The organism is Acetobacter garciniae, assembly GCF_017377735.1.
In the GTDB taxonomy this organism is placed as follows: Bacteria; Pseudomonadota; Alphaproteobacteria; order Acetobacterales; family Acetobacteraceae; genus Acetobacter; species Acetobacter garciniae.
The window spans coordinates 456461-478909 of record NZ_JAFVMH010000001.1 but is presented as its reverse complement, the minus strand read 5'-3'; the positions used below and the strand labels follow the sequence as shown (position 1 = coordinate 478909).

The 22449-nt window shown below is 66.2% G+C and carries 15 protein-coding genes; 9 read left to right on the top strand and 6 right to left on the bottom strand.

Annotated elements, in window-relative coordinates; all coding sequences use genetic code 11:
- Positions 1-76: 76 nt before the first annotated feature.
- Positions 77-1273 carry an MFS transporter gene (locus J2D77_RS02135; protein ID WP_207844622.1) on the bottom strand — a complete coding sequence of 399 codons (1197 nt, stop codon included), beginning with the start codon at positions 1271-1273 and terminating at the stop codon, positions 77-79.
- A gap of 369 nt (positions 1274-1642) precedes the next feature.
- Between J2D77_RS02135 and gpmI the strand changes: the two genes are divergently transcribed.
- The 5 genes from gpmI to J2D77_RS02110 all read left to right on the top strand — a co-directional run bounded on the left by gpmI (position 1643) and on the right by J2D77_RS02110 (position 8185).
- The gene (gpmI, locus tag J2D77_RS02130; RefSeq protein WP_207844619.1) at positions 1643-3181 is read left to right on the top strand and encodes a 2,3-bisphosphoglycerate-independent phosphoglycerate mutase; all 1539 of its coding nucleotides are present in this window, start codon (positions 1643-1645) and stop codon (positions 3179-3181) included.
- Between the two features lie 72 nt (positions 3182-3253).
- Positions 3254-4717 carry a murein hydrolase activator EnvC family protein gene (locus tag J2D77_RS02125; protein ID WP_230975406.1) on the top strand — a complete coding sequence of 488 codons (1464 nt, stop codon included), beginning with the start codon at positions 3254-3256 and terminating at the stop codon, positions 4715-4717.
- Between the two features lie 182 nt (positions 4718-4899).
- Positions 4900-6396: a S41 family peptidase gene (locus J2D77_RS02120; RefSeq protein WP_207844615.1), complete on the top strand. Its 1497-nt coding sequence runs from the start codon at positions 4900-4902 to the stop codon at positions 6394-6396.
- Between the two features lie 36 nt (positions 6397-6432).
- Positions 6433-7584: a divergent polysaccharide deacetylase family protein gene (locus tag J2D77_RS02115; RefSeq protein WP_207844613.1), complete on the top strand. Its 1152-nt coding sequence runs from the start codon at positions 6433-6435 to the stop codon at positions 7582-7584.
- An 82-nt stretch (positions 7585-7666) separates the two neighbouring features.
- Entirely contained in the window at positions 7667-8185 is a 519-nt protein-coding gene (locus J2D77_RS02110; protein ID WP_269142516.1) for an RNA pyrophosphohydrolase, read from the top strand.
- A gap of 77 nt (positions 8186-8262) precedes the next feature.
- On the opposite strand, the gene J2D77_RS02105 is transcribed toward J2D77_RS02110, so the two are convergent.
- The 5 genes from J2D77_RS02105 to J2D77_RS02085 form a co-directional block, all read right to left on the bottom strand.
- A complete protein-coding gene (locus J2D77_RS02105; RefSeq protein WP_207844609.1) occupies positions 8263-9840 on the bottom strand; it encodes a DHA2 family efflux MFS transporter permease subunit in 1578 nt (525 codons plus the stop codon).
- Positions 9840-11042 (bottom strand): HlyD family secretion protein, encoded by a 1203-nt coding sequence (locus J2D77_RS02100; protein WP_207844607.1) that lies wholly within the window; start codon positions 11040-11042, stop codon positions 9840-9842. The genes J2D77_RS02105 and J2D77_RS02100 overlap by 1 nt, the downstream gene beginning before the upstream one ends.
- A gap of 265 nt (positions 11043-11307) precedes the next feature.
- Positions 11308-13092: an ABC transporter ATP-binding protein gene (locus J2D77_RS02095; protein WP_207844606.1), complete on the bottom strand. Its 1785-nt coding sequence runs from the start codon at positions 13090-13092 to the stop codon at positions 11308-11310.
- Between the two features lie 106 nt (positions 13093-13198).
- Complete coding sequence (locus tag J2D77_RS02090) at positions 13199-14428, bottom strand: CCA tRNA nucleotidyltransferase (protein WP_207844604.1); 1230 nt, start codon at positions 14426-14428, stop codon at positions 13199-13201.
- Positions 14425-15093: a DUF1285 domain-containing protein gene (locus J2D77_RS02085; protein WP_407927064.1), complete on the bottom strand. Its 669-nt coding sequence runs from the start codon at positions 15091-15093 to the stop codon at positions 14425-14427. The genes J2D77_RS02090 and J2D77_RS02085 overlap by 4 nt, the downstream gene beginning before the upstream one ends.
- Positions 15094-15193: 100 nt before the next feature.
- Here J2D77_RS02085 and J2D77_RS02080 point away from each other — a divergent pair, with 100 nt between their 5' ends.
- The 4 genes from J2D77_RS02080 to J2D77_RS02065 are packed head-to-tail and all read left to right on the top strand — an operon-like array spanning position 15194 to position 22317.
- Positions 15194-16210, top strand: coding sequence for an AAA family ATPase (locus J2D77_RS02080; protein WP_207844602.1), 1017 nt, complete (start codon positions 15194-15196; stop codon positions 16208-16210).
- Between the two features lie 4 nt (positions 16211-16214).
- Positions 16215-17273: a DUF58 domain-containing protein gene (locus tag J2D77_RS02075; RefSeq protein WP_230975405.1), complete on the top strand. Its 1059-nt coding sequence runs from the start codon at positions 16215-16217 to the stop codon at positions 17271-17273.
- Positions 17270-20158, top strand: a complete 2889-nt coding sequence (locus J2D77_RS02070) for a DUF4159 domain-containing protein (RefSeq protein WP_207844601.1) — start codon at positions 17270-17272, stop codon at positions 20156-20158. Before J2D77_RS02075 ends, J2D77_RS02070 begins: the two co-directional genes overlap by 4 nt.
- Positions 20155-22317, top strand: a complete 2163-nt coding sequence (locus J2D77_RS02065) for a VWA domain-containing protein (RefSeq protein WP_207844598.1) — start codon at positions 20155-20157, stop codon at positions 22315-22317. The genes J2D77_RS02070 and J2D77_RS02065 overlap by 4 nt, the downstream gene beginning before the upstream one ends.
- Positions 22318-22449 lie beyond the last annotated feature (132 nt).

Here is a 22449-nt window from a genome sequence, read left to right as displayed (position 1 = left end):
GGAACAGCGACCGCCCGGATAATGCCCGGTCATGCGTCATGGCCGCTGCCGGATCGGGCAGAACGCCTGCCTGGCTTCAGCCTTCGTGGTCGGAAGGTGGCAGCGTGTGGGGAAAAGCGGCCGGGTTGAACAGGGCCAGCAGGATACCGCACAGGGCAACGGTCGCGGCCAGGGGTGTCAGCACGCCGAAGCCGTAATGGGTCAGCACCTGCCCGCCCGCCGCCGAGCCGAGCAGAATGCCCGCATTGCTGGCGGCGTTGATCGCGGCCCCCGCCACATCCGGCCGCGTGGCGCGTGTGCGGATGGCGCCGGACATGACAAAGGGAATAATGGCCGAATAGCCGATACACCACAGCCCGACAGCACCCACGGACAGCCAGCCCGACAGGATATGCCCGTACATCAGCCCCATGCCCACCAGCAGGGCCAGGCCCGCGACCAGCATGCCCAGGGCGGGACGCCGATCGACCACCTGGCCCGCCCCCCACAGGCCGACAATACTGAGTGCCCCGGTCATCAGCAGGGCAATGCTCAGCGCGCCGCTGGCCAGGCCGTGATCGAGCAGAAGCGGGGTGACATAGGTGTAAAGCAGGTTATGGGCGAAAAAGAACACCGCATCCACCGCCACGACAACCAGGAATATCCGCATGATCCGGGGCGAGGTGACACTGGGCAGGTTCGCCTTGCCCTGAACGGGGGCCGATACGGGCGGCAGGAAAAACGCGATACACGCCGTAAGAACCACCGCAAGCCCGATCATGATGTACATGGCGGTGCGCCAGCCTGCCAGATGCCCGACGGCGGCAGTGCCCGGAACACCCAGGATCGCCCCCAGCGAGGTACCGCCATACACGAAGGAAATGGCCCGCCCCGTCATGCTGGGGGGCACGAGCCGCGCCGCATAGGCCGAGACGATGGACATCAGCAGCGCATGCGCCACCCCGCCGATCAGACGGCCGACGCAAAGCAGGACAAAGCTGGGGGCCATGGCCATGACCAGGTTGGACAGCACATACCCCGATAACGAGACAAGCATCAGCCGCTTGCGATCGATATGCGCGGTCATGATCGTCAGCGGCACGGCGCCAAGGGCCACCATCAGGGCGAAGGCGCTGACCGCCAGCCCCGCCTGCCCTTCCTGAATATGAAAACTGTCGGCCATTTCAATCAGGATACCCACGGGGGCTACTTCGCTGGTCAGCGCCGTGAAGGTGCAGGCGAACAAGGCCCAGAGCCCGATAACGGCCCCGGTCGGGAGGGTTTTAAAAAGCATGATGACCTGTTTCGGATACAGCGAAGCGGACCGGTGCCGATTCTTCAAAAACCCTTCTGGCATTGCTGGCGTCAAAACGGAATAGGGTTTTGTACATCTGTAAATTATCTTTTCTTTTCAAATCGTTAAGATATTTTTCGCCAACCTGGCACACCCCTGCCCCACCGGATCGCAAGCCCCCACAGCACCTGCCCACCGCGCAAGGGCACACGGGCCCGCCTGCCCGCCGCACCCCTTGCCTGGCGCATGGAAGGGCTGCGCCATGCACGGGGAGTGTTGGCGCCCTTCTTGCAACACCCGCTTTGTGTTGGCGCCATTTTGGTGGCATGATTTGCCGATAATCAAGAACCGAAAATAAAGGTCCATGTCATGTCAGTCTCCGCCCCCCGCCCCAAACGCCCGGTCATGCTGGTTATTCTCGATGGTTTCGGCTGGCGGGAGGATACGGCCGATAACGCCGTGCGCCTGGCCCATATCCCCAATTTCGAACGGCTATGGGCGGAAAACCCCCATAACTTCCTGCGCACCAGCGGCATCGATGTCGGCCTGCCCAACGGGCAGATGGGCAATTCGGAGGTGGGGCACCTCAACATAGGCGCGGGCCGCGTGGTCATGCAGGAACTGCCGCGCATTTTCACCGCCATTGAAGATGGCAGCCTGGCCCGCAACCCGGTCCTGACGGGGCTGATCGCGGCCCTCAAGGCCAGTGGGGGCACCTGCCACCTGATGGGCCTTGTCTCGCCCGGGGGCGTGCATTCCCACCAGGACCACGCCGTGGCCCTGGCGCGCATCGTAGCCGAAGCGGGCGTGCCCGTGGCCTTTCACATGTTCACGGACGGCCGCGATACGGCCCCCCGTTCGGCTGCCGATTATGTGGCACAGGTGCAGGCGGCCCTTCCCCCGCAGGTCAGGCTTGCAACGCTGAGCGGGCGCTACTACGCCATGGACCGCGACAAGCGCTGGGACCGTGTCGAAAAAGCGTATGACGCCATTGTCTGCGGCCAGGGCCCGCACGCCGCAACGCCGGCGGATGTCATTGCCAGCGCCTACGAAGCCGACGTGTCGGACGAATTCATCCTGCCCACGGTGCTGGACGGCTATACGGGCATGAAGGACGGGGATGCCATGCTGTCGTTCAACTTCCGGGCCGATCGCATCCGCCAGCTTATGGACGCCCTGCTCGAACCCGATTTTTCCGGCTTCGCGCGGGCAAAGACCATCCATTTCGCAGCCGCCGTGGCCATGACCCATTACAGCGACACGCTGGCCGCGCGCATGACGACCCTGTTCGGGCAGGAGGAACTGACCAACCTGCTGGGTGAGGTCATCGCCAAGGCCGGGCTGCGGCAGTTGCGCATGGCGGAGACCGAAAAATACCCGCACGTGACGTATTTCATGAATGGCGGGCGCGAAACCCTGTTCGAAGGCGAAGACCGTATCCTGGTCCCTTCCCCCAAGGTCGCGACCTACGACCTGCAACCCGAAATGTCGGCCGCCGAACTGACCGACAAGGCCGTAGCCGCGATCGACGCGGGTGAATACGACCTGATCGTGCTGAACTTCGCCAATGCCGATATGGTCGGCCATACCGGTATCCTGTCCGCCGCCATCAAGGCGGTGGAGGCGGTGGATGCAGGGCTTGGCCGTATTGCCCAGGCCATTGCCCGCCAGCATGGCGCATTGCTGGTCACGGCCGACCACGGGAATTGCGAGATGATGAAAGACCCGCAGACCGGCGGCCCGCACACCGCCCATACGCTCAACCTGGTGCCGCTGATCGCCTACGGCACAAACGCCCCTGCCCTGCGCGACGGCGGCAAGCTGGCGGACCTGGCACCCACATTGCTGGATATCATGGACCTGCCCAAGCCCACGGAAATGACGGGCATGTCCCTGCTCGTGCACTGAATGGACAGGCTCTGGCCTTTTTTTGCCCCGGTCCTGCGTGACAGACTGGCCAGACGCAAAACGCGCGCCGCCATGGCTCACCCCTTCCACGGGGCGGTATGGCTGCTTGCCCTGGGCTGTCTCCACCCTGCTAATGCGGCGAATGGCGCACACACATCCGTAGCCCATACGGGCCACGCATCGGGGCATGCCAGCGGCCATGTGGGAACGTCCCACACGGGCCCGACCGCCCATACGCTCCACCTGCCCGCCGGCCATTCAGCGAGCGGGAGCAGCACTGGCAGTGGGGGGGGCAGCGGGGCGGCATCCGTCAGGCAGGCGCAGGCGGCCCTTCGCGCCACGCATGCCAGGCAGGAAGCCCTGGCGCGTGAGAACGCACGGCAGGCAAAAGCCGTGGCGACCTCGCGCGCGTTGAGTGCGGCCGCACAGGCCGCCGCCGCACAGGCCAAGGCCCGCTCCACAGCCCTGTCAGCCGCCACGGTCGAGGCCACGGCACAGCTTCAGAACACCGAACAGCAGATTGCCGATATCAGCGACCGGATCGATGCCGCCCGCAGCGAACAGGTAGCACTCCAGACCAGGCTGCGCGACGGTGCCCGCGCCCTGGCCCCCATCCTGCCCCTGGCGGAGCGGCTTTCTCTCTACCCGTCCGATACCTTGCTGGCCGCCCCCCTGCCGCAGGGCGATGCAGTGACCGGCTTTCTGATCCTGCGCGGGCTGTCACGCCAGATGGAACAGCAGGCCCAGGCCATGCGGGCCGAGCAGGCCCGGCTGGACGCGGTGGACCGCGACCTGTCGGGCGAAATGGAGCGGCTGCACGCCCTTGAACAGACCCAGAACCAGCAGCGCCAGGTCGTGCAGCGCCAGGCATTGCAGGCGCGCCAGGCGCAGAGACGGGCCGACACCGCCGTGTCGGCCGCCGCACGCCAGCTTCAGGCCGCCACGGAACGCGCGACCAGCCTGCAGGACGCCATTGCACGGCTGGACACGCTTGAGGCCGAAGCGGAAGCAACCGTGCAGAAGGAAAAGGACCGTGCCGCCGCCCTGGCGCGCGAGGCGGCAAGCCGGCGCAGGGCTGCAGAATCCTCCCACACGGCAGTTGGCAACCTTGCAGCCCCGCCCCCGCCTGTAGCAGCACCCGCGCAGGATAACGGCCCGGGCCTGCCCGACCATCCTTCATCCGGGCTCAAGCCGGTTGCGGGCACGCTGGTTTCGGACTGGGGCAGCCCGACCGAATCCGGCCCCGCCACGGGGCGAACCTATCGCACGCCGGCCGGGGCGGGCGTGCGCGCACCCTGCACGGGCGGGGTGGATTTTGCCGGCGCGTTCCGCACCTACGGCCAGATGGTTATCCTGAACTGCGGACAGCATTACCGCTTCGTTCTGGCGGGCTTGTCGGTGCTTTCGGTCGAGACGGGGCAAAGTTTGACAAAGGGTGCGCCAGTGGGACAGATGGGGAATTCCGGCAGTTCGGCCACGCTGTTCATTCAGCTCCGTCACGGGCAGAAAACCGTCAACCCCGCGCCTTTTCTCTAGGCCGGACACCAGGCACCATGCGGCGACGGTTTCCTATCCGTGACGGAACAGCTAGTCTTGCCCCGTGACCGGCAAGCCCGCTCGCATGCAGGTGCCACGGTGACACGGGCCGCGCCGTGGATGAAGACAGGAAGAACACGCGCCAGGGGGCTTGAACACCCGGCGACAGGAGACACGATCGCATGAAGTTCCGCACAGGTCTGATGCTCGGCGCCACAGCCATGACCGGCCTTGCCCTGGCTTTTTCTCCGGGCCAGTTTTCTTTGGGCCAGTTTTCCCCCGCAGGCCTGCTTATTCCCGCAGCACGGGCGCAAGCCCAGCCCGAAGCCCCCGCCCAGACCCCGGCGACCGATACGCCGGATGCGGCCCCCACCACCAACCATGCCGAAACGTACCGGCTGCTTACGCTGTTCGGCACGGTGCTCGACCTCGTGCGCTCGGATTATGTCGAACCCGTATCGGATCGCGACCTGATCACCAACGCGCTGAACGGGATGCTGAGCGGGCTTGACCCCCATAGTTCGTACATGACCCAGAAGCAGTACGAAGACATGATGGTCCAGATGAAGGGCGAATTCGGCGGGCTGGGCCTGGAGCTTCAGCAGCAGGACGGGCATATCCGCGTGGTATCGCCCATCGATGGCACGCCGGGCTTTCGCGCCGGGATCAAGCCGGGTGACTTCATCATCGCCGTGGATGGCCATACGGTGGACGGCGTACCCCTTGATGAAGCCGTCAAGAAAATGCGCGGCAAGCCGGATACCAAGATCACCCTTACTTTGGTGCGCGAAAAAACCCCCAAGCCCATTGTCGTGACGCTGACGCGCGAAATCATCCATATCGATGTGGTGAAATCCGCCCTGTACGACCGGATCGGCTATCTGCGCATCGCCCAGTTCAATGAAACGACGGAAAAGGAACTGCTCAAGGGGTATAACGCGCTCAAGCAGCAGGCGGGCGGCAAGCTGGCCGGCCTGGTCCTTGACCTGCGCAACGATCCGGGCGGCCTGCTGGACCAGGCGGTAGAGGTCTCGGCCAGTTTCATCCGCTCGGGCGAAATCGTCTCGACCCGGGCGCGCCACCCCAAGGACAGCCAGCGCTGGGATGCCCACGGCACCGATATTACCGATAACGTGCCCATGGTGGTGCTGATCAATGGTGGATCGGCCTCGGCCTCCGAAATCGTCTCCGGCGCATTGCAGGACCACCACCGTGCGGTGCTGCTGGGCACGCGCTCCTTCGGCAAGGGGTCCGTGCAGTCCATTATCCCCATCCCCGGCAACGGGGCGGTGCGGCTGACCACGGCGCGCTACTACACGCCATCGGGCCGCTCCATCCAGGCCCTGGGCATCACGCCTGACATCGCCGTCAAGGAAGTGCGCGAAGACCCGGGCCTGAGCCTGCGTGAAGCCGACCTGGATCATATTCTCAAGAACCAGGGCGGCAACCAGACAAAGGCCCAACCCAGGACGGACCTGCCCGCCATCGCCAAGGATATCGCGGGTGAACCCCCGGCCAACTGGCCCAGCTTCGATTACACCAAGCCCGCCACGGACTACCAGCTTCAGCAGGGGCTGCGGGTTGTCCGCTCCATGGCGGGCCTGCCGGCCCCCGACCCGGCCGCAGCCCTTCCGCCCGCGAAACCCGCCGCCAAAACCGACGCGCCGGCCCATCATTAGGCCGGGGCGGAGGCTCTAACGTGAAAGGCGGCGCTTATGCGTAGCTCTTCGTGGTGGGACCGGATTCCCGCAAATGGCCGGGTGTTCGTCCGTTTCTGGGGAACATGCCTGGCCGCAACGCTGCTTGGCGGCGTGGCTTTGCAGGTCATGGGCCCACCCCATCTGGCGGTGGAAGGCCAGGATATCGACGTGGCGGACACGCAGGGCAAGGGTGCTGCCCTGCCCCGGCATATGGGCATCCTGCCGCCCCAGACCGCCTTGCTGGAAAGCGAGAACGGCCCCGGCGGCCTGCCCCTGCCCAAGCGTGGCCCGCAGGGCCAGCAGGCCCGACAGGCTTATGCCGCACCCGCGGTCGATGTTCCCGCCGGCACACCGGTTGTAGCCCTGCTGATCGACGGCATAGACCAGTCCGACGACATCACGAAGGATGCCATCACCTCCCTGCCCGGAGCGGTCTCCCTGGCGCTGTCGCCCTACCTGACCGATGCGCAGAGCCTGATGGCCGCAGCACGGGAGCATGAGCATGAAACACTGCTTTCGCTGCCGATCCAGAGCACGGCCGAACCGGCGGCCAACCAGAATGGCGCGGCACCCGCCGACAATGCCGGCCCCAAGGCGCTGGGGCTCCTGCTTTCGCCGCAGCAGAATGCGGCCAACCTGAACTGGACGCTTTCGCGGCTGGCGGGCTATGTCGGGGTCACCAATGCCTTCGGCAACCAGGACGGTGCGGGTTTTTCCCATTCGGATGCGTTCAAGCCCGTCCTGGCCACGCTGGACCAGCGCGGCCTGCTGTATCTGGACGGCACCCCGCCCCTGCCCGATGCTGCGGGCAATACGCCAAGCGCACCCGATCGGGCCGATATCCGCGTCAACACGGATACGGATATCGTGAATATCGATATCCAGCTTCTCAAGCTGCAACAGCTTGCCCGCCAGAACGGGCGGGCCATTGGCGTGCTCGGCCCGCTGCGGCCGGTCGCCCTTGCCTGCCTGCGCGCGTGGATACCGCATCTCAAGGATGTGGGGATCGCCCTGGTGCCGGTCAGCCAGATTACGCAGTCGGCCGAGCTTGCGCGCAACACGCTGCCATCCGCCCCCAATGGCGGGATGCATGTCAATCTGAGCAGCGTGAACGGCCAGAAACAGCCGCAGCAAAAACCGCAGGATGCGCTGGGCACCCTGCCGTAAGCAGCACCCCCAAGCCCGAGTATTGCCCTTGTCCAGCACACCCAAAGCCCCCGGCCCCGTTCCTGCCCCGTCAGCCGGCCCATTGCCCGGCACGCCAAGCCCCACCGCGTCGGACCTGCCGTACCGGCCCAATGTCGGGGCCATGATCTTTCACCCCAACGGCCAGGTTTTCATTGCACGCCGGGCGGACATGCCCGGAGCCGGCGGGCCATTGTGCGATGGTGTGTGGCAATGCCCGCAAGGCGGGATCGATGCGGGCGAAAGCCCCACGGAGGCCGTGCTGCGCGAAGTGCAGGAGGAGATCGGCACCAACCGGGTCACCATCCTGGCCGAACATCCCGACTGGATCACCTACGACCTGCCTGCCCACCTGATCGGCCACGCCCTGGGCGGCCAATACCGGGGCCAGACACAGAAATGGTTTGCGCTGGCGTTCACCGGCCAGGACGAGGATATAAAGCTGGACCTGCACACGCCGCAGGAATTCGACGCCTGGATGTGGGCCGAGCTGAACAGCCTGCCCGAGCGTAATGTCGGCTTCAAAAAACCGGTCTACGAACGCCTGGTCAAGGATTTCGCGGCTTTTGGCATAGCCCGCTGACCGATCTGCCCGGGCTCCCGTACGTGTAATCGCACCGACTTGCCGCTTGAACCGGGCCCCGGCGGGCCCGGCCAGCGTCAGTGGGCACCCCGGGCCTTGCCATCTCCCTTGATGGAAGAAAACAGGAAGCAGAACGGCACGCACAGGAACGCGCCAATACCCAGGATCATGAATACCTCGTTATAGGCGAGGATCGCCACCTGGTGGGAAAACGCCGAGAAGATCTGGTGCTGCGCCACCTGGCTGGCCGCTGCTTCGGTCAGCCCGCGGGCCTGGACTGCCGCCTGCACCTGATCCGTATAGGTGTTGTAGGGCTGGTGGTAGGGTGTCATCCACTGCACCATATGCGCCTGACGGGCCTGCCGCCGTTCGGTCAGCAAAGCCGCGGCACCCGAAATCGCCAAAGAACCCAGCACGTTGCGCGCCATGCTGAACATGGCCGAGGCATCCGCATTCAGCCGTTCGGGAATGGTCGAATACGCAATGGTGGAAAGGGGCACGAACAGGAAGGCAAGGCACGCCGTCTGGCTCATGCGGAAAATCACCAGATGCCTGAAATCAAGCGCGGGCAGCAACTGGGCCGAGAAAAACAGCGCCAGCCCCATCAGGCTGAACCCCACGGCAATCAGGCTGCGTACGGTCATGACCGTCATCAGCTTGCCGACAATGGGGATGAGGATGATAACCGCAATACCACCGGGCGAGAGCAGCAGCCCGGACAGGGTTGCCGTATAGCCCATGACCTGCTGGGCAAATTGCGGAACGATAATGGCCGAGGCATAAAGCAGCGCCCCCATGGCCCCCATGAGCGCCGTACCCACCGCGAAATTCCGGTCCTTGAACACGCGCAGGTCAACCGCGGGCTGTTTGGTATGCAAAAGCCACCACACGGCCCCCCCCAGCCCCAGCACCGCCAGAACCGCCATGATGCGGATGAAATTTGACCCGAACCAGTTAGCGTCCTCACCCCGGTCCACCATGACTTCCAGGCAACTGAACCCCACCGTGATCAGGCTGATGCCGATCACATCCACCGGGGCTTTTCTCTTGTTGGCCCAGGGCGGGTTCTCGACCACGGCCATGACCCCCAGCGTGGTGAGGATACCGAACGGCACGTTGATGAAGAAAATCCACCGCCAGGAGAAATTATCGGTAATCCACCCGCCCAGGGTCGGGCCGATCACCGGCCCCACCACGGTGGCGATGGCAGTCAGCCCGAAGGCCGCCGCGCGCTTTTCGGGCGGGAAACTGTCGAGAATGATGGATTGCTGGTTGGGTTGCAGCCCACCGCCGAAAAACCCCTGCATCAGCCGGAATATGACAAGTTCGCCCAGGCTGGTCGCCATGCCGCACAGGAAGGACGACACGGTGAACATGACGATACAGATCATGAAATACAGCTTGCGGCCGAACACCTTGCCCAGCCAGCCCGAAATGGTCAGCACAATGCCGTTGGCCACCAGATAGGCGGTCAGGGTCCAGGTGGCGTCCTCGTACGTGCTGGACAGGCTGCCCGCGATATGCGGCAGGGAGACGTTGACGATGGTGGTGTCCAGGATTTCCATGAACGCCGCCATGGTCACGACAAGGGCCACGGTCCACGGGTTATGCTTGGGCTTCCACGCAGCCGCCGCCTGCTCGGCAGAGCCGCTCATTACTGTGTGGCCTGGCCGGGGGTTGCGGCACTATCCCCGGCAGGGACCTGCGCGGGCGGAGCCGGGCGGGACGCATCCTTGGGGGGCGCGTCCGAATGGCCCTGCGTGTCCACATGCACGGTGGGGATGACCGAAAGGCCAAGGGCCAAGGGCTGGTCGGGGTTCATGCCATCGTCGATGACGATCTTGACCGGCACGCGCTGGACGATCTTGACGTAGTTGCCCGTGGCGTTTTCCGGCGGGAAGGTGCTGAACGTCGCCCCGGTCCCCTTCTGGATGGAATCGATATGGCCATGCAGCGCCAGGGACGGATACGCGTCGACCGCGATATCCACCTTCTGGCCCGGCCTCATCCGGGTAATCTGGGTTTCCTTGTAATTGGCGGTCACCCAGACTTCAGGCTCGACAATGGAAAAGACATTCTGCCCCTTGTGGACGTAGTTGCCCTGTTCGACATTGCGCTGGCTTATCCAGCCGTCACGCGGGGCGCGGATCGTGGTCCATTCCAGGTTGAGATCGGCCGTGGCCAGGTCGGCCTGAGCCGATTTGACCTGCGCTTCCTCCTGCGAGACGCGCACGGTGGTGTTCTCGATATTGGGCTGCACGGGCATGGCCATCTGCACCGCACCCTGGGCGGCCATGACCTGCGCGCGCGCCGCATCCAGGGCGGCCTGCGCGTAATCGATATCCTGCTGCGACGTTGCCGCCCGTTCCACCGAATGCTGGCGGCGGTAATCGGTCTGGGCCTTGAATTCGCGCGCCTTGGCATCGGCCAACTGGCCCTGGGCCTGCAACAGCCTGCCCGGATATTCCAGGGCAGCCACGGCATGCAGCATCTGGCTGGCCTGCAAGGCAGACTGCGCCGCGGCGACGGCTGCGGCCGCGCGGTCGCGCGCAGCCTGCCAGTCACGCGGGTCGATACGGGCAAGGACCTGCCCCTTGCGGACGAACTGGTTGTCGTTCACCAGCAATTCGGTCACGTAACCGTCCACATGCGGGGCAATGCCCACCGCGCGACCTGCCGTAAAGGCGTCATCCGTCTCGATTTCGTTACGGGTCAGGAACCAGTAGGCCCCTGCACCGACCGCCAGAATGACAATAACGCCTGTCAGAATCGCCTTCCTGCGCCCGTTGTTCTTTTTCTGCGGCGCTGCCTGGGTATCAGGCGTTGCGGAAGACTGTTCGCTGTGGTCGTCGGCCATTCTGTTCCCTGCCCTGCTCAAAACACGTCATCAGTCATCATGCGTGGCCCGCCAGCACAGCGCTGACCGACCGGTTCGGTCAGTATGTGACACGTTCACGCGCGCTCATCAAGCGTGAGTTGCATTACATCCTGCCCTGCCTTGCCCATCGCCCCTGGCGTGCCCGCACACACGCGCGCTGGCAGAACGGGGCACCGGAGGGCACCGGGGCGGGGCAGCCGGGCAAAGGCCCGCGCCTTCGGACGATCTCAGCCCCCGTGGCCTGTCAGCGCGCCAGCCCCTGCGTGCGGACCAGACGGGCATACAGCCCGTCGCGCGCCATCAGCGCATCATGCGTGCCGCATTCCGCCGCCCGGCCATCGGCCAGAACCACGACGAGATCGGCCGAGCGGATGGTGGAAAGCCGGTGCGCCACGATCAACGTCGTGCGCCCGTGCCGCAGGGTGGCGAGTGCTTCCTGCACGGCGGCTTCGTTCTCGGTATCCAGCGCGCTGGTGGCTTCATCCAGCAAAAGCAGGCGGGGGTTGCGCAGGAGCGCGCGCGCCAGGGCAACACGCTGGCGCTGCCCGCCTGAAAGCCGCTGCCCACCGGGCCCGACCAGGGTATTGTAGCCCTCGGGCAGGCCGAGAATGAAGTTTTCAGCTGCTGCCGCCCGTGCCGCCGCCTGCATCTCGACCTGCGAGGCATCGGGCCGGCCGATCAGGATATTGTCGCGAATGGACAGGTCGAACAGCAGAGGGTCCTGGCTGACATAGGCCATGGCGTCGCGCAGGGCGGACAGTTTCAGGTCGCGCAGGTCTTCCCCGTCAAGCAGGATGCGCCCGGTGCTGACGTCGTGCAGGCGGGGCACCAGCGACAGGGCGGTGGATTTGCCCGCCCCCGACGGCCCGACAAGGGCCACGGTAAAGCCGGGCTGGGCATCGAAGCTCAGCCCCGCCAGCCCCGTACGCCCATCCGTGTAGACGAACCCGACATTGTCGAACACCAGGTGCCCGCGCCCGGGTGGCAGCGGCACGGCGTTGCTGCGTTCGGTCACGGCAGGTTTTTCATCGATAATGTCGAACACCCGCACCAGCCCGGCCAGCCCTTCCTGCAAGGCGGCGTTCAGGGCCCCAAGGGCGCGCAACGGGCGGGCGGCAAGCAGCAGGGCCGCGACAAAGCCCGAGAAATCGCCCAGCGTGGCCCCCCCGACAGAGGCCCGCCACCCCGCAAAGCCAAGGACAGCGGCAACAGCCGTGCCGCCAAGGGCTTCAAGCAGAGGGTCCACCCGCGCACGCCCCCGCGTGATGTGCAGCATGGCCTGGTACAGATGGTCGAAGGACTGGTCAGCGCGTGTGCGTTCGCTTTCTTCAAGCCGGTAGACGCGCACCGTGCGGGCCTGGGCGAAGCTTTCGGTCAGGAAGGCCGCGGTCTCCCCGATCCGTTCCTGCATGCCGCCCGATGCACGGCGCACACGCCGCCCCAGTTTTTGAATGGGCACGGCGGCGATGGGGTACAGCAATGCGGCGATCAGGCTCAGTTCCCAATCCATATAGACCATCGAGCCGATCAGCCCCACCACCGTCACCACATCGCCCAGAGAGTTCACGGCCCGGATCATCGCCTCGCGGATGGAGACGGCATCGGTCGTGAAGCGGGCCGCCATCTTGGCCGGGGCCTCGCGCTCGAGCTGGGTAATGTCCGCGCGCACCAGATGATCGAACATCTCGCCCTGCAAACCGCGAATCACGCTCAGCACCAGCCCCTGGGCGGCCAGCGTCTGAGCGTATTGCGACAGGGCCTTGGCCACGGTGATCACCACCACCAGCAGCGGCACCTGGTACAGGATACGCGGATCATGCGCACCGAACATGTCCAGCGCGCGCTGGATCACCAACGGGTACAGCGCCGTCAGCGCCGCTGTCAGCACGGTCAGGCCAAGAACGGCGGCCAGGCGCGTGGGATGGTGTCGAACCTGGCCACGCCACAGGCGCCCCAGCAGAACGCGCGTGTCATCGGGCAGGAGCTTATTTACGGTGGACGGCACGCCGGCCGACGTCAGGAGGGTCATGCCCCGTTTGTAACAGCCTCCACCCCCCGCGCGTAAGAGGCTGCGCGAGGTTTATTCCGCAAGGTTCATTCCACGGCTTCTTTACACGGGGTGCATTCCGCCCGCTCTATTCCGGCGGCGCGCAATCGTTCAGTACAATGGCCAGTTGCGCGCGGCATTCCGCCGCCGTGGCACGGCAGCCCTGGGCCTTCCACCAGTCTTGCACACGCGCCAGGGCCCGGCCCACGGCTGGCCCCGGTGCCGCCCCCAGGGCCAGCGCATCGCGCCCCGCCAGCGGAAAGACCGGCACCGGCATAAGCGCCAGCCGCTGGCGCAGGGCCGCAAAATCCGCCTCCTGCGCGCCATCCCGTGGCAGATCGGCCTGGGCCAGCCACAACCTGCCCAGCAGATGATCCGCCGGCTCTTCGGCCAGCAGAACCCGCAAGGCGTCATCTGTCACCGGGAGCAGCGTGCCCGAAGCCACGGCGGGAAAAGAAAGGCCTGTTCCACGCAGATACGCCGTTTCCGCGCGTGAAAGCTTGAGGCGACGTGCCACGGCCAGCGGCTGACGGGCCAGTACCGCAAGGCGCAGCAGGGCGCTGGCCGGCGCATCAAGCTCCACAAGGCGTTCGAACCGGGCCAGATCGAAGCCTTCGGGCAGCAATTCGGCCACCACACCCGTACGCGCCATAAGCCCGACCACATCCACCACATTGGGCCCTGCGAGAATACGCCGCAGTTCCGACCATACGCGCTCGACCGAAAGCCCGCGCAGCAGCGCCGCATTATGCGCAATCGCCTGCACCGCGTCATCGTCGGGCGCAGCATGGCCGTAACGCCCCAGGAAGCGGAAAAAACGCAGGATCCGCAGCGCATCTTCCTGTATTCGCCGGGCCGCGTTCCCCACAAAACGCACCCGCCCGCACCGCAGATCCGCCTGGCCGTCGAAATAGTCGTGCAGCCTGCCATGCCGATCGAGCGTCATGGCGTTGATGGTAAAGTCGCGCCGGGCTGCGTCCTCTCGCCAGTCCCGGGTCCAGTCGACCACCGCATGGCGGCCATCGGTCATGACATCGCGCCGCAATGTCGTAATTTCGTAAGGGGCCCCCTCCAGCACGGCGGTAACGGTTCCGTGGGCTAGACCGGTGGCTTCCACCCGCATCCCCGCCGCGCGCAAAAGCGCCATGACCTGATCCGGGGGCTGGGGGGTGGCAATATCCATATCCGTTACCGGGGCCGGAACCAGCATATCCCGCACCGCCCCCCCTACCAGCCGGGCTTCGGGCAGCACGGCCCACAGGCGTTCCAGCCCCTGCCGTTGCCCGGGTGTCAGCCCCGCCAGCAAGACCAGGCTCATACGCAGGGGGTTCCGCCGGGGGCGCCATGGGCATCGGGGCTCTGGGGGGCACTGCTTTCCGGCATGCTGGCATCCCCGTTTTCACTGGGCAGGCGGGCGAGCGGGAAAAAACTGCCGCAACTCCATACGCCAAGACACGGCACGCCCCGGCAGGTGCCGGGCTCGGCCAGGGCCGCGAGTTCGTACCATACGCTACGGGCCAGCCGCGCCTCCAGCCCGAAGGCACCATCGCCCGGGCGGATCAGCAGGTAAGGCGGGCAGCCTTCTATGCAGGCTTCGGGCGGGACATCCCACACTGCGCGAATCGGATGATCGGCATCGGCGGTCACCGTTTCGTCCATGTTGGTGCGAAAACACAGCCGCTGGTTACGCCCCGCACCATGCCACTGAAGCTCCACCGCCAGGAACGGCACGTCCTCCACCGTGATGAACCCGCTCTCAAACGGGGAGCGCAGCAGATATGCGCCCTGCTCATCCCGCGTAAGCAGGGAAGCGAACAGGCAGACCATCGCCTTGCGCTTGACCGGCGTGCCCCGATACAGCCACACACCGTCGCGCCGGATCAGAAACGGCAGATGCCTGCCCCCGGGCGAAGGGGGGGAAACATCTTCCATCGCCCCTTCGCACAAAGGGGTCTGTGCGTTATCCGCCAGTTCACCTTTCACTGCCCGATCATCCCCTAATACGTGTCCATTTGATCCTTCCAATGATATAGGAAGGATACCCCGCTTGATGTAAGCCCTGCATTACCTCCAAACTGGACTCATGACCGCATCAGACGCACCCCTTTCAGGCCAATTTTCTTCCGCCATCGCTGATGCGCGGGAGGCAGACCGCATTTGTGACCGGCTCAAGGCCGTGCAGGAGGAGCTCTCAGGCGTTATTTTCGGCCAGGACGCCGTCATCCGCCAGGCCCTGACCACAGTGCTTTCGGGCGGGCATGCCCTGCTTGTCGGCCCGCCCGGGCTGGGCAAGACCCTGCTGGTGAACACGCTGGGCACCGTGCTGGGGCTGGACGCGCGGCGCGTGCAGTTCACCCCCGACCTGATGCCTTCCGACATTACGGGCGGTGAAATCCTGGATGAGGATGCCGCCGGGCACCGCAGCTTCCGCTTCGTGAAGGGGCCGGTCTTCTGCCAGTTGCTGATGGCCGACGAAATCAACCGTGCCAGCCCGCGCACGCAATCGGCCCTGTTGCAGGCCATGCAGGAACATCACGTTACCGTGGCGGGCGTGGAACATGCCCTGCCGCGCCCGTTCCATGTGCTGGCCACGCAGAATCCGTTCGAGCAGGAAGGCACCTACCCCCTGCCCGAAGCCCAGCTTGACCGGTTCATGCTCCAGATCCCGCTCGATTTCCCCGCGGAAGATGCCGAACGCCAGATGCTGCTGGCCACGACCGGCGTGACCACCCAGGTGGCCAGCCCCATCATGAATGCCGCAAGCCTGATCGAGGCCCAGGCCCTGGTGCGCCGCATGCCGGTGGGCGAAAAGATTGTGGACGCCATTCTCACCCTCGTGCGCTCCGCCCGCCCGCAGCACGCACCTGACGATCTGAAAAGCGCCATTGCCTGGGGCCCCGGCCCGCGCGCGGCCCAGACGCTCATGCTCACGACGCGGGCGCGCGCTTTGCTTGATGGCAGGCTTTCGCCCAGCCTGGACGATGTGGTGGCCCTGGCACAGCCCGTTCTGGCCCATCGCATGGCCGTGAGCTTTTCCGCCCGGGCGGATGGGCTGCGACCCGAAGATATCATTGCCCGGCTTGTCAAACGGCTGAGCTGATCTCTTGCGCGGAGCTGCTTCTTTTCTCCCCGACTTTGCCCGCCGTCTTTTCTTGCCGCAGGCCGGGGCCGCGCGTTCGGGATCGCATCGCCCCACCGCACCCTTTGCGAACGCGGCCGCCCCCCAGCCCCACGCGGCGGAGGCCGAGGCATCGGCCCTGGCAGCGCGCATGCCCGACCTGCTGCTGCGCGCCAGCCGCACGGCCGCGGCCCTGGCGGCAGGCCTGCACCCGCAGCGCCGCGCCGGCTGGGGCGATGCGTTCTGGCAGTATCGCCCGGCCCAGCCGGGTGAGCCCGCAACCCGGATCGACTGGCGGCAATCCGCCCGCAGCACCCATGCGCAGGTGCGCGAAATGGAAGCCGAGACGGCGCAGACCATCCTGCTCTGGTGCGATCTCTCGCCCTCGCTGAACTGGCGCTCTCTCCCCTCGCTCCCCACCAAGGGCGACAGTGCGCTTGTGCTGCTGCTGGCCATGGCGGCATTGCTGCTGCGCGGCGGGGAACGGGTGCGGCTTCTGGGGCCGGCGGGGGTTGTGCCGCTACCGCATGGGGGCACGCCGCTTGAACGCCTGGCCACCGGCCTGCTGGCGCAGAATGCAGCCCCCCAGGCCGACAGACCGGGCTCCCCCACCGCCCTGATGCGCATTGCAAGCCTGCCGCGCCGGGCGCATATCCTGCTCGCCAGCGACTTCTTATGCCCCCAGCCCGATCTGGACGCGGCACTGGGCCATCTGGCCTCGCTACCCGTCAAGGTACATCTATTGCATGTCTACGACCCGGCGGAAGCCAGCCTGCCTTATACCGGGCGCGTCCTGTTTACCGGGCTGGAGGATGAACCAGCGGTGGAATTCTCCGAAGTGCAGGATGTGCGGGGCGACTACCATTCCCTTATCGCGGCCCGCCATACATGGCTGAGCCGGACAGCGGCCCGCCATGGCCATGATCTCGTGCGCCACCAGACCGATGCCCCCGCCTTGCCCGCACTGCTGGCCCTGCACGCATTGATGGGCCATGGTGCGAGCAGTTATGGGGCTGGCGGTTATGGGACAAGTCGCCCGGCATGAGATTTCATTCCCCCGCCTTGCTGCTGGCCCTTCTGGGCCTGCCGATTATCTGGTGGCTTCTGCGCGCGACACCGCCGCAGGCCCGCAGGCAGGCTTTTCCCCCCGTTACCCTGCTGGGTGCGTTGCGGGCCCGCCAGGCCGAACCCGTCCGCTCCCCCCCCTGGCTGCTGGCCTTGCGTATTGCAGCCTTTGCCCTGCTGGTCGCAGGCTTTGCAGGCCCCTTCCTGCCCGGGCAGGTCGAGCAGTCCCGTGACGTTGGCCCGGTTCTGCTGGTTGTCGATAACGGCATGCTGAGTGCGACCGACTGGAACGACCGGCTGAATGCCGCCCAGGCCGTGGTGGACGACGCCGTGCGCACCCATAGCCCCGTGACCCTGATCGCCACCGCATCCCCCACCCTGGCGGAAAACCCTGCGCCCGCACCCCAAGCCCTGGCCCCGGAGCAGGCCCGGCAGGTTCTTGCCTCTCTCAGGCCCGAACCCTGGCCGTCCAGCCGGGGGGCAGCAGCACACGTGATCGCGGGCCTGCCGCCTGCCCATTATGCCCGCATTCTCTACCTGGCGGATGGCATCGCCCAGCCGCAGGACAGCCAGTTCGCCAAGGCGTTGCAGGCCCTGGGGCCGGTGCAGGATATCCGCTTTGCCCACCAGCAGGGGCTGGTGCTGGCCCCCGTGGTCCCGACCGAAGGCGATGTCATGGCCCGCGTTCTGGCCATGCCCGCCCCGCAGCCACGCGCGCTTACGGCACTCGTTCGCGCGTCGGACGGTGCGACACTTGCGGTTGTTCCCGTAACCTTGCCCGCAGGGGCAACCCAGGCCGATATCCGCGTGGCCCTGCCGGTGGAAATCCGCAACCGGATCGATACGATCGCCCTGCAAGGCAGCACGGGGGCGGCCACCATCGTGCTGATGGACGAGCGTGATCGCCTGCGCCCGGTGGGGCTGCTGGCGGCCGGGGCCGTGACGGGGGCCGCAACCGCCAGTGCGGACACGCCCCTGATCGGCACATTGTTCTATGTGCGCCGCGCCCTTGCCCCCACATCGGACCTGCATGAAGGCACGCTTGCCACCCTTCTGTCCCGCCCGCTTTCGGTCCTGATCGCGCCCGATGGCACATTGGGCGACGCCCAGGCCCGCCGCGAAATACGTCAATGGGTGGAAAACGGCGGCACGCTGATCCGTTTCGCGGGGCCGGTGCTGGCGGGCACGCCGCACGACATCGCCAACCCGCCCGACGACCTGCTGCCCGTGCCACTGCTGGACGGCACCCGCCAGCTTGGCGGTTCCATGACATGGGGAGAGCCGCAAAAGCTTGCTCCGTTCGAGGCAACATCCCCTTTCCGGGGTTTGAGCGTGCCGGCCGATGTCACGGTAACGCGCCAGGTTCTGGCCAGTCCTTCGGCCGATCTGGGCGAACATAGCTGGGCCCGCCTGGCCGATGGCACCCCGCTTGTCACCCACGCGGCACTGGGCAAGGGCGACATCGTGCTCTTTCACGTCGGCAGCACGGCTGGCTGGTCGAACCTGCCCTTGTCGGGGCTGTTCGTCTCCATGCTGCAACGGCTTACCGAACACGCCAACGGGCTGAGCGTACCCGCCGACGACACGGTGCTTTCCCCCGTCGTGACACTGGACGGGTTCGGTATTCCCGGCACACCGCCCTCTACCGCACGGGGGCTGAAGGCCAACGCCTTCGCCACGACACCGGTCTCGCCCGAACATCCGCCGGGCCTGTACGGACCGCGCAGCGGACGGCGCGCGCTTAACGCCGCAGCCCATCTGGGCAGCCTGCAGCCCGAAGCCCCGGCCGGTGTCCTGACCAATGCCGCGGGCCAGAGACCGGATATGCCGCTGGACCGCTACAGCCTGAGCATAGCCCTGCTGCTGCTGCTATTGGACGGGCTGATTATCCTGCTCCTGCGCACGGGCCTGCCCAAGACCTGGTCGAACCCGTGGCGGCAGCCGCCCGCTGCCATGGTGGCAATGCCCCTGATCATTCCCCTGGCTATCCCCCTGGCACTTGCCCTCGGGCTGGCTACGGCCCCCCTCGCCCATGCGCAGGACACCCCGCCAGACGTTGGGGAGGGTTCGGCCCTGCCCCCACCTGCGGATAATACGCCCGCCCCGGCCCCAGCGGCCATGGCCGCCCCCACCGTGCCGGGGGCCGCACTGCAAACCCGCCTGGCCTATGTCGTGACCGGGCATGAGGACGTGGACACTGCATCGCGCCTGGGGCTGAAAGGGCTTTCGGATTTCGTAAACGCCCGGACTTCAGCCGTGCTGGGCCCGCCTGATGCGGTGCGCCCCGGCGTGGATGACCTGAACTACTACCCCCTGCTGTACTGGCCGATCACGGCGGATGCCACGACATCCCCCGCCATGACGGCGGCACTCAGCACCTTCATGGCGCGCGGCGGTATTCTGCTGATCGACACGCAGGGCCAGGGCGCGACCGACACACAGGCCGACGCCCCCGTGGCCGGAGATATGCAGACCGCCCGCACCGCCCTGCGCCACGCAACGGCCGGGCTTGTCATTCCCCCCCTGACCGCCATGACCGACCACCACCTGCTGGCCCATACCTTCTACCTGCTGCACGACTTTCCCGGCCGTTACGCGGGGCAGCCGGTCTGGGTCGCGCGCGAGGGCGATGCCGAAAATGACGAGGTCAGCCCCGTTATCATCGGTTCGGCCGACTGGGCCCATGCCTGGGCTGTGGATAATAGCGGCAATACGCTGTTCGCCGTGCTGCCCGGCGGGGCCGACCAGCGCGTGCAGGCCTATCGTTTCGGGCTGAACGCCGTCATTTACGCGCTGACCGGCAGTTACAAGGCCGATCAGGTGCATGTGCCCATGCTGCTCAAACGCCTGGAAGACACGCCATGATCGAGCGGCTGATCCACCATGTCGGCTTTGAACCGCTGATCCCGCGCTGGCTGCTGGCGGGGCTGGGGCTTGCGGCGCTGGCGTTGTGCGGGCTGGGCCTTTTGCGCGGCAGCCGCATTGCGGCCCTGTGCAGGCTGGGAGCTGCAGCCGTTATCCTGTTCTGGCTGGCCGGACCGCAGCGTTTGCGCGAAACATGGCAGTTGCTGCCCCAGACCGCGCTGCTGCTGGTCGATCAGTCCCCGTCCATGACGCTGGGCCAGCGTTCGGCCATTGCGCGGCAGGCGGCGGATATCCTGGCCCATACTCAGGTACCCGGCCTTACGATCCGCACCGTCGGCGTGCAGGATAATGGCCATGACGGCACAAGGCTGTTCGAAGCACTGGACCAGGCGGCAGCGGATATTCCGCCCGCATCCTTCGCCGGTGCGATGATGATCACCGACGGCCAGAACGCCGACACGCCCGCTGCCATTCCCGAACGGCTGACCCCTTCGGACGGCGCGAACGGCCACACCACCCTGCCGCTGCATGTGCTGCTTGCCGCCAAGGGTGAGGAAAGGGACCGCCGGCTGCGTATCCTGCAAGCCCCCCCGTATGCCCTTGCCGGGCAGGACGCCACGTTACGCGTGCAGGTGGACGATGCAGGGCCCGGCACCCAGCCCGGCACCGCCGCGGAACTGACCATCAGGACCAGCGATGGCACGCTGCGTACCGTGCCCGTGCGCACCGGGGTTGCGCAATCCGTTACCGTGCCGGTCAGCCACCCGGGGCAGCTTCTGGTCAGCCTTGCGGTCTCGCCCCTGGAAAACGAGGTTTCGGGGCTGAACAACCAGAGCGTGCTGAGCATGACCGGCATACGCGACCGGCTGCGCGTGCTGCTGATTTCGGGCACGCCCAACCAGGGCGAACGCGTGTGGCGGCGGCTGCTCAAGGCCGACCCGGCGGTGGATCTGATCCACTTCACCATCCTGCGCCCGCCCGAGAAGGATGACGGCACGCCGCTATCGGACCTGGCCCTGATCGCCTTTCCCGTGCGGGAACTTTTCCAGGACAAGATCGACCAGTTCGACCTGATCATTCTCGACGGGTTCGAGAACCGTCATATCCTGCCGCGCACCTATCTGGAAAACATTGCCGGTTTCGTGCGCAAGGGCGGGGGCCTGCTGCTGACGGCGGGGCCGGAATTCATCGGTCCCGGTTCTTTGCAGAACACGCCGGTGGGCGATATCCTGCCTGCCCATGTCGCCCCCGAAGGCAGCATGATGGAGCAGCGCTTCCGCCCCACGCTGACGGATGCCGGCCGGCGGCACCCGGTTACGGGCTCGCTCCCCGGTGCGCCGGCGGCAGGCCATGCGCCCGATACGGCCCTGACAGTGCCCGGCGTGTGGGGCCCGTGGTACCGCGCCCTGCGCCCCGACAGCACACATGGCGAGGTACTGATGAACGGGCCCGACGGCGCGCCCCTGCTGGTGCTGGACCATGTCGATCTGGGCCGCGTGGCCCTGCTGTTATCCGACCAGATCTGGCTGTGGTCGCGGGGTGAAGGCGGGGGTGGCCCGCAGGCGGAACTTCTGCGCCGTGTGTCGCACTGGCTGATGAAGGAACCCGAACTGGAAGAGGAACAACTGGTTGCAAGCCTGACCGAAGGCACGCTGAAGGTAACCCGCCACAGCCTGACGACATCGGCCGAAAACACCGTGACCGTGATCTCCCCTTCCGGCAAAAGCCAGGTCCTGACCCTGCGCCCCACCGGGCCGGACGCGACACCCCAGGCCAGCATGCGCGCGACCGAAGACGGGATATGGCAGGTCACGGACGGGGTGCGCACCGCCTATTGCGCACCGACCCAGACTAATGCTGCGGAATTTTCGCAACTGCGCGCAACGGCAAGCAACCTGGGCGACATTGCCGGGCAGACGGGCGGTGGCGTCTTCTGGCTGGGCGAAAGCGGGGCGGTCCATGTGCCCGATATCCGGCTGGCCCCCAAAGCCCCCCTGCACGGGGCCAACTGGCTGGGCTTCGGGCAAGGAGGGGCGCATACGGTCACCGGCAAGACAGCGGCCCCTCTGCTGCCCGCGTGGCTGGCCATGGTCGTGACCCTGGCACTGGTCCTGGCGGGCTGGTGGCTTGAAAGCCGCCGCCGCCCGACTGCCCGATAAGAGCCTGTTTCGACAGTTGGGGGTGGAGTGCTGGCGAGGGATTTTTTCGCCACAAAAGACGCGCCGAGGTCCACCTGACTGACTTTTGAACCCCTCTCCAGGCCCGCCGGGGCGGACCGGCCCTGCCCCCGC